At 66.0% G+C, this 7,686-nt stretch carries 9 protein-coding genes; 7 read left to right on the plus strand and 2 right to left on the minus strand.

Annotated features, from left to right (window positions below):
• Positions 1–368 precede the first annotated feature (368 nt).
• From JHD07_RS27360 to JHD07_RS27390, 7 genes are all read left to right on the plus strand, one after another.
• Positions 369–1,322 carry a sulfonate ABC transporter substrate-binding protein gene (locus tag JHD07_RS27360; RefSeq protein WP_291627726.1) on the plus strand — a complete coding sequence of 318 codons (954 nt, stop codon included), beginning with the start codon at positions 369–371 and terminating at the stop codon, positions 1,320–1,322.
• A 2-nt stretch (positions 1,323–1,324) separates the two neighbouring features.
• On the plus strand, positions 1,325–1,447 hold the full coding sequence (locus tag JHD07_RS27365) for a hypothetical protein (protein ID WP_291627728.1): 123 nt from the start codon (positions 1,325–1,327) through the stop codon (positions 1,445–1,447).
• 10 nt (positions 1,448–1,457) lie between these two features.
• On the plus strand, positions 1,458–2,624 hold the full coding sequence (gene ssuD / locus JHD07_RS27370; protein ID WP_291627730.1) for an FMNH2-dependent alkanesulfonate monooxygenase: 1,167 nt from the start codon (positions 1,458–1,460) through the stop codon (positions 2,622–2,624).
• Entirely contained in the window at positions 2,621–3,427 is an 807-nt protein-coding gene (gene ssuC / locus JHD07_RS27375) for an aliphatic sulfonate ABC transporter permease SsuC (RefSeq protein ID WP_291627732.1), read from the plus strand. Before ssuD ends, ssuC begins: the two co-directional genes overlap by 4 nt.
• Before the next feature lie 17 nt (positions 3,428–3,444).
• Positions 3,445–4,281: an ATP-binding cassette domain-containing protein gene (locus JHD07_RS27380; protein WP_291627734.1), complete on the plus strand. Its 837-nt coding sequence runs from the start codon at positions 3,445–3,447 to the stop codon at positions 4,279–4,281.
• 33 nt (positions 4,282–4,314) lie between these two features.
• A complete protein-coding gene (locus JHD07_RS27385; protein ID WP_291627736.1) occupies positions 4,315–4,896 on the plus strand; it encodes a flavin reductase family protein in 582 nt (193 codons plus the stop codon).
• Positions 4,897–4,991: 95 nt separating this feature from the next.
• The gene (locus tag JHD07_RS27390; RefSeq protein WP_025034230.1) at positions 4,992–5,147 is read left to right on the plus strand and encodes a hypothetical protein; all 156 of its coding nucleotides are present in this window, start codon (positions 4,992–4,994) and stop codon (positions 5,145–5,147) included.
• Between the two features lie 113 nt (positions 5,148–5,260).
• Here JHD07_RS27390 and JHD07_RS27395 read toward each other — a convergent pair whose 3' ends face one another.
• Together JHD07_RS27395 and JHD07_RS27400 are read right to left on the minus strand one after the other, a co-directional pair.
• Positions 5,261–6,409: a M20 family metallopeptidase gene (locus JHD07_RS27395; RefSeq protein WP_291627740.1), complete on the minus strand. Its 1,149-nt coding sequence runs from the start codon at positions 6,407–6,409 to the stop codon at positions 5,261–5,263.
• Positions 6,410–6,714: 305 nt separating this feature from the next.
• The coding region (locus JHD07_RS27400; protein ID WP_291627742.1) for a sigma-54 dependent transcriptional regulator at positions 6,715–7,686 on the minus strand (972 nt) is incomplete at its 5' end.

Below are 7,686 nucleotides of genomic sequence, written 5' to 3' on the forward strand. Positions count from 1 at the left end.
TCTGCCGGTGAGGTGGCGCTAGGCCGGTGAGCCCCCCCGATCCACCTTTGCGATCATGCCATTCTGCCCCTGTTTTGCCCGACGGGTCAAATAGATTTCGGATAAATCGTAAGTCATTGTTCTTGCACGCCCCGGCTACTGTGCATGGGGTTGTTTTCGCATTTCTTGTTACGAGCCCGCGATGGTCACATTCGCGTGCAGAAAAATTCCATCCTCATACGCTCCGCCGCATGAAAGATTAATCACGCGCGCAGCATGCACGGCAGTGCTGGCATCGCTATTTTCCCGGACGTCTCGACACCTCTGCTGACCCGCACCATCATTCCCGAAGACGGATGGTGATGGCCGCGCGCGGCCGGGAGTGTCGTATGCAGCGTCGGGACTTTCTGAAGCTTTCGGTTGGAACTGCGGCCGCCGCTGCGCTCGCTTCGCCCGCCATTGCGCAAGGCGCGGCGGTGAAGGAAATTCGCATCGGCTATCAGAAGACAGGCGTTCTGGTCATCACGCGTCAGCAGGCCGCCTTGGAAAAACATTTTACCCCGCGCGGCATCGAGGTGAAATGGATCGAGTTCTCCTCGGGGCCGCCGATGATGGAAGCCATGAACGTCGGCAGCGTCGATTTCGGCGCCGTCGGCGATTCCCCGCCAGTGTTCGCGCAGGCCGCGGGAGCCGCGATCGTCTATGCTGCCGGCCAGCCCATCACCAACGGCCAGGGCATCCTGGTGCCCAAGGATTCGCCGATCCGGGGCATCGCCGATCTCAAGGGGAAGCGCATCGGCTTCACCAAGGGCTCCAGCGCCCACAACGTCGTGGTGCAGACGCTGGAGAAGGCTGGACTCACCTATGCGGACATCACGCCGGTCTACCTGACCCCGCCCGACGCCGGCCCTGCCTTCGCCAATGGGAGCATCGAGGCCTGGGCGATCTGGGATCCCTATTTCGCGATCGGCGAGACCAAGCAGAACGGCCGCATCCTGATCAACTCGCACGAGGTCACCAAGACCAATTCCTTCTACATCGCCAACCGCGAGTTCGCGAAGAACCATGGCGCCATCCTGCAACAGATCGTCGACGTGACGACTGCGGCGGGCCAATGGGCCGAGCAGCACCGCGACGAGGTCGCCAAATCGCTCGCCGCGATCACCGGCGTTCCCTTGGACATCCAGACCGTCGCGGCCAACCGCGCGAACTTCGTGGTCGGCCCCGTCACCGAGGAGATCGTCACGACCCAGCAGGGCGTCGCCGACCGCTTCTACAAGCTCGGCCTGATCCCGAAGCCGATCGTCATTCGCGACATCGTCTGGCGCAACCCGGCAGCCTGACCGTGCCGACCAATCTTCCCATCCACAAGGGTTTGAACATGAGACGTATCATCCAGCGTCTGATCGCGGCCATCGTGCTGTCGATCGGCATCGTCGCCGCCGCCGTCGGCACGACCTACGGCTAGGGGCACATCGATGAGCAAGCAACCCAACGCCAACATCCTTTGGTTCCTGCCGACGCACGGCGATGGCCGCTATCTCGGCACCGGCATCGGCGGCCGCGAGGTCAATTTTAACTATCTGCGCCAGATCGCGCAGGCCGCCGACCAACTCGGCTATTTCGGCGTGCTGCTGCCGACCGGCCGGTCATGCGAGGATTCCTGGATCGTCGCCTCGAGTGTCGCGCCGTTCACCGAGCGGCTGCGCTATCTCGTGGCGGTCCGTCCCGGCCTGCAATCGCCGAGCGTCGCCGCGCGCATGACGGCGACACTGGATCGCATCAGCAATGGCCGGCTCCTCGTCAACGTCGTCACCGGCGGCGATCCCGTCGAGAACAAGGGCGACGGCATCTTCCTCGGCCATGACGAGCGCTACGAGGTCACCCGCGAGTTCCTGAACGTCTACAGCGATCTGCTCGCCGGCAAGACGGTGAACGCCGAAGGCAAGCACATCCATGTCGAGGGCGGCAAACTGCTGTTTCCTCCGGTGCAGTCGCCGCGGCCCCCGTTGTATTTCGGCGGCTCGTCCGATGCGGGCATCGACGTCGCGGTCGACACCGTCGACAAATATCTCACCTGGGGCGAGCCGCCGGCGCTGGTTGCCGAGAAGATCGCGAAGGTGAGGGAGGTCGCGGCAGCGCGCGGCAGAAAGCTCTCCTTCGGCATCCGCCTGCACGTCATCGTCCGTGAGACCAACGAGGAGGCCTGGCGCGCCGCGAACGAGCTGATCAAGCATGTCAGCGACGACACCATCGCGCTGGCGCAGAAGAACTTCGCCCGCATGGACTCGGTCGGCCAGCAGCGCATGGCGCAGCTTCATGGCGGCAGGCGCGACAAGCTCGAGATCGCGCCCAACCTCTGGGCCGGCGTCGGCCTCGTGCGCGGCGGCGCCGGCACCGCGCTGGTCGGCGACGCCGAGACCGTCGCGGCCCGCATCAGGGAGTATCAGGATCTCGGTATCGATACCTTCATCATGTCGGGCTACCCGCATCTGGAGGAAGCCTACCGCTTCGCCGAGCTGGTCTTCCCGCTGCTCGCGCTGGAGCAGCCTTCCAACGTGACGAAGCTGCATTTCAACGGTGGTCCGTTCGGCGAGACTGTCGGCAGCGATTTCCGTCCGCAGCACCGGGTGTCGCAGTCATGAGCCTGATCGACAGCGTTTCTCTTCCGCGCAGCTTCCGCCTGCCGCGCGTCGACGGCCTGATCCAGTGGATCGTGCCGCTCGCCATCATCGCGATCTGGCAGGTCGCGAGCGTCACCGGCTTCGTGCCGACCCGGGTGCTGCCGGCCCCGAGCGACGTCGTGCTCGCGGGCTGGAAGCTGCTGCTTTCCGGCGAGCTCGTCCGCAACATCTGGGTCTCGTTCTGGCGCGCTTCGATCGGCTTCCTGATCGGGGGCGGCATCGGCTTCGCCTTCGGCCTTGCCAACGGCCTGTCGCAGCTGTCGGCCAGGCTCACCGACACCACGCTGCAGATGGTGCGCAACGTGCCGCATCTCGCGCTGATCCCGCTGGTCATCCTCTGGTTCGGTATCGACGAGAGCGCCAAGCTGTTCCTGGTGGCGCTGGGCGTGTTCTTCCCGATCTATCTCAACACGCTGCACGGCATCCGCACGGTAGATCCGCAGCTGATCGAGATGGGCCGCATCTACGGTATGACCGACGGCGAGCTGTTCCGCCGCGTCATCTTTCCGGGCGCGCTACCCTCGATCTTCGTCGGCATCCGCTTCGCGCTCGGCATCATGTGGCTGACCCTGATCGTCGCCGAGACCATCGCCGCGTCCTCAGGGCTAGGCTACATGGCGATGCAGGCGCGCGAGTTCATGCTGATCGACGTCGTCGTGCTCTCGATCCTGATCTATGCCTTGCTCGGCAAGCTCGCCGACAGCGCCTCCCGCGTGCTGGAGCGCCTGACCCTCTCCTGGCACCCCGCCTTCCAGAAACGTTGAGACATACCGGGAATCACATGCAGACAGCGCTTCGTACTTCTCTTCCCGAGACCGAGCTCGCCAGCCGCGCCAATTTCGCGCCTCACACCCGCGTGGTGCGCGAGGAACGTCCGCTGCAGGCCAGCGGCCTGCCGCTCAGCATCCGCGGCTTGCGCAAATCCTTCGGCGACAACGAGGTGTTGCGCGGCATCGACCTGCACATCCCCGCCGGCCAGTTCGTTGCGATCGTCGGCAAAAGCGGCTGCGGCAAGAGCACACTGCTGCGCCTGATCGCCGGCCTCGACAAGATCGATGCCGGCAGCATCGGCTTCGGCCAGGATATCCAGCCCGAGGATATCCGCGTGATGTTTCAGGAGCCGCGGCTCTTGCCCTGGGCGCGCGTGCTCGCCAATGTCGAGGTCGGGCTCGGCCGCGATCGTGCTTCCAAGGATGCGCATGACCGTGCCGAGAAGGCGCTGATCGAGGTCGGCCTCGCCGACAAGCGCGACCAATGGCCGTCGGTGCTCTCGGGCGGACAGAAACAGCGCGTCGCGCTCGGCCGCGCGCTGGTGTCGCGCCCGCGCGTGCTTGCCTTCGACGAGCCGCTCGGCGCACTGGATGCGCTGACGCGCATCTCGATGCAGCGCCTCTTGGAGCGGGTCTGGCGCGATCAGGGCTTCACCGCGATCCTGGTCACCCACGATGTCTCCGAGGCGGTCGCGCTGGCGGATCGCGTGCTGGTGATCGACGAGGGGCGCATCGCCCATGACGTCACGGTCAACGCCGCCCGGCCGCGCCAGCGCGGATCGGCCGAGCTTGCGGCCCTCGAAGGCTCGATCCTGAGCCACCTTTTGTCGGCAGACGATCGTACCTAGATATGAGGGAATCCCGCTTCGGGGAGCAATGCCATGAATGTAGTGCCCCGCGATCTCATGACCGAAATCCCCGTCTCGTCCGCCGATTTTCGCGGCGCCATGCGCCATCTCACCGGCGGCGTCAGCGTCATCACCGCCGGGCGGGGCAAGGACATCACCGGCATGACGGTGACCTCGGTCACCTCGCTGTCGGTCGAGCCGCCGACGCTGCTGGTCAGCATCAACCGCGACGCCTCCTCGTTTCCGCTGATCCGCCGCAACGGTGCCTTCGGCGTGAATATCCTGAATGCCGACCAGCTCGATGTGGCCGAGCGCTTTGCCGGCAAGGGCGGGCTGAAGGGCGCCGATCGCTTTGCAGGCAGCCAGTGGGTGACGGCGACCTCGGGCGTTCCGCTCCTGGTCGGCGCGCTCTCGGCGTTCGACTGCGAGGTCGAGGAGATCCTGGAGCGGCATTCCCACGGCATCGTCATCGGTCGCGTCAGGACCATCAGGACCTCGGCCCGCACCGCCGCGCTGGCCTATTGGCACGGCCAATATCTGGCGGTCGACCAGGACGAAGACGCGGCACGGCTCGCGGAGGTCAGCGTTCCCGCACTCACCCGCCGCGGCACCTGATCGCCGCGGCTGTTGACGCAGAGGCTGGCCTTTTCCGCCACATCGCTCTAGAAGCGGCCCGGGCTGTCCCGCCGGGACGGCAACGGAGCGGAACGATGAAGCGCGTCGCGACCTGGGCCTTCTACGCCATCGGCGCGCTCGCGATCGCCTATCTCGCCCTCTACGCCTACGCGATGTTCTCGGGATCGCCGATCGTGCCGGGCGACCCCATCCACATCTTCCGCAAGCCGGACGCGCCGAGTTATTCGTGACGACACTCTCTCCTCGTCATGGCCGGGCTTGTCCCGGCCATCCACATAGAGCCACGAGCGACGAGAGACGTGGATGCCCGGGTCAAGCCCGGGCATGACGGCGGAGTGCGGGACTACCCCCGCAAGATCGCCAGCGCGAGCGTCTGTGCGCGCGGCACGATGCTGTCGACCTCGAGATATTCCTCCGGGGTGTGCGCGAGACCGCCGACCGGCCCGAGGCCGCAGATGGTCGGCGTGCCCACGGCGGCGGTGAAGCCGGAATCGGCGCAGCCGCCGGAGAATTCGCCCTCGAGCGTGGTAAGGCCGACGTCTCTTGCGGCGGCCTGGTAGCTCTCGAACAGCGCCTTCGACTTCTCGCTCTGCACCACCGGCACGAACTCGCCCTTGATCGACAGCGTCGCATTGGTGCCCGGCACATAAGATGTCGCAACGATAGTCTCGATCGCGCCCATGATCCGCGCGCGATCGGCCGGATCGACATAGCGCAGATCAATCTGGCCCTCGGCATAGGGCGCCGTCGTGTTGACGGACTGTCCGCCCGAGACCAGGCCGACATTGAGCGTGATGCCCTTGTCGAGATCGGTCAGCGCGTGGATCTGCACGATCTTGTGCGCGAGCTCGCCGATCGCGCTGACGCCGGCGGCGAAGTTGGCACCGGAATGGGCCGCCTTGCCGGTGATGGCCATGTGCATGAAGATGCCGCCCTTGCGTCCTGTCACGACGTTGCCCGTGGGGCGGCCCGGCTCGGAATTGAACACGGCGCGCGCGCTGCGTCCCTCGCGCTCGATCACCGGCCGCGAGGAGGGCGAGCCGATCTCTTCGTCCGAGGTGATCAGCACCTTGATCGGATGCGGTGAGCCGCCGAACTTGTGGAAGGCGGTCGCGACGAACACGTTCATGACGAGGCCGGACTTCATGTCGGCGACACCGGGTCCATAGGCGCGGCCGTCCCGGATCGTGAACGGCCGCCGCCCGGCCTCGCCCTTGCCGAACACGGTGTCGCGATGCCCCATCAACAGCACCGGCGGCTCGTTGCTGCCGGGCTTTGCCACCTCGGCATGGATCGCGTCGCCGAACGTGTCGTGGCTCTCGCGCCGGCACGGTATGCCGTGCTCGGCAAAGTGCCGCTCGAACCGCGCACCGACCGCATCGACGCCCTCCTTGTCGTAGGAGCCGGAATCGATGTTCACGACGTCGCGCAGCAGGTCGATCATCGCCTGCTTCTGCGACGCCAGCCAGTCCGTGATCTGAGCTTCAGACATGTGGTCCCTCGGTGTGGTTCTCGGGCGAGGTTATAGGGCCTGGCGCAGGCGCGACCTAGTCGGAGAATGCGATGCGGCTCTGCGCCGCGTGCTGAGTTATCCGTCATTCTGAGGCGGCCGCCTCTTCAGCGGCCCTCGAAGGGCGACGGCCCGGCGGTGGCCGTTCATCCTTCGAGGCTCCGCACGCGATGCGTTCGCATCGCGCGCTTCGCACCTCAGGATGACGGGGCGAGTATTGGTGTACGCCAAACGAAAATGCCCGGGACAGGCCCGGGCATTCGCAATCGCAACCAGCCTGGGAGCTGTTACGCCCCCACCATCGGCATCCGCGGATATTCGCCGGGCGTGCCTGCGGGCGGGATCGGGATGCCGCCATCGGCATATTCGTTGAGCTTGTTGCGCAGCGTGCGGATCGAGATTCCGAGGATGTTGGCGGCATGGGTCCGGTTGCCGAGGCAGTGCTTCAGCGTCTCCAGGATCAGGTCGCGCTCGACGTCGGCGACAGTGCGGCCGACCAGCGCGCGCGTTACCTGCTCGGCGGCCATGGTGGCATGCGCCACTGCCGGCGGCGTCCTCGCAAGGTCGAGGCGGTCGCCGTCCGGCGTGATGATAGCGTCAGCGCCGATCTCGTCGCCCTGCGCCATCAGCACCGCGCGATGCATGGTGTTCTCCAGCTCGCGGACGTTGCCCTGCCAGCGGTTGGCGGAGAGCACGCGGCGGGCATCCGCCGAGATCGGGCGCAGCGGCACGCCGTTGGCCTCGGCATATTTCTTTACGAAATGCTGGGCGAGCTCCAGGATGTCGGCGGGACGCTCGCGCAGCGGTGGGATCTTCAGATTGACGACGTTGAGGCGGAACAGCAGGTCCTCGCGGAAGGTGCCTTCGCGCACTGCGTCAGCGAGATTGCGGTTGGAGGTCGCGATGATGCGGATGTCTACCGGCACGGGCTTGGTGCCGCCGACGCGGTCGATCTCGCGCTCCTGGATGGCGCGCAGCAATTTCGATTGCAGGCGGACGTCCATCTCGGAGATTTCGTCGAGCAGCAGCGTGCCGCCGGTCGCCTCCTCGAACTTGCCGATGCGGCGCGCGACCGCGCCGGTGAACGCGCCCTTTTCGTGGCCGAACAGCTCGGACTCCAGGAGGTGCTCGGGGATCGCGGCGCAATTGATCGAAATGAACGGGCGCTTGGCGCGAGCCGAGCGGGTGTGGACGTAGCGGGCCAGCACTTCCTTGCCGGTGCCGGATTCGCCGGTGATCATCACCGAGGCGTCGGAGCC

This window comes from Bradyrhizobium sp., assembly GCF_016462955.1.
Taxonomy (GTDB): domain Bacteria; phylum Pseudomonadota; class Alphaproteobacteria; order Rhizobiales; family Xanthobacteraceae; genus Bradyrhizobium.

Bases quoted from the DNA above. Each gene is read 5' to 3' on its own strand.
- JHD07_RS27360 (WP_291627726.1), top strand. From the start codon at position 369: ATGCAGCGTCGGGACTTTCTGAAGCTTTCGGTTGGAACTGCGGCCGCC.
- ssuD (WP_291627730.1), top strand. From the start codon at position 1,458: ATGAGCAAGCAACCCAACGCCAACATCCTTTGGTTCCTGCCGACGCAC.
- ssuC (WP_291627732.1), top strand. From the start codon at position 2,621: ATGAGCCTGATCGACAGCGTTTCTCTTCCGCGCAGCTTCCGCCTGCCG.
- JHD07_RS27380 (WP_291627734.1), top strand. From the start codon at position 3,445: ATGCAGACAGCGCTTCGTACTTCTCTTCCCGAGACCGAGCTCGCCAGC.
- JHD07_RS27385 (WP_291627736.1), top strand. From the start codon at position 4,315: ATGAATGTAGTGCCCCGCGATCTCATGACCGAAATCCCCGTCTCGTCC.
- JHD07_RS27390 (WP_025034230.1), top strand. From the start codon at position 4,992: ATGAAGCGCGTCGCGACCTGGGCCTTCTACGCCATCGGCGCGCTCGCG.
- JHD07_RS27395 (WP_291627740.1), bottom strand. From the start codon at position 6,409: ATGTCTGAAGCTCAGATCACGGACTGGCTGGCGTCGCAGAAGCAGGCG.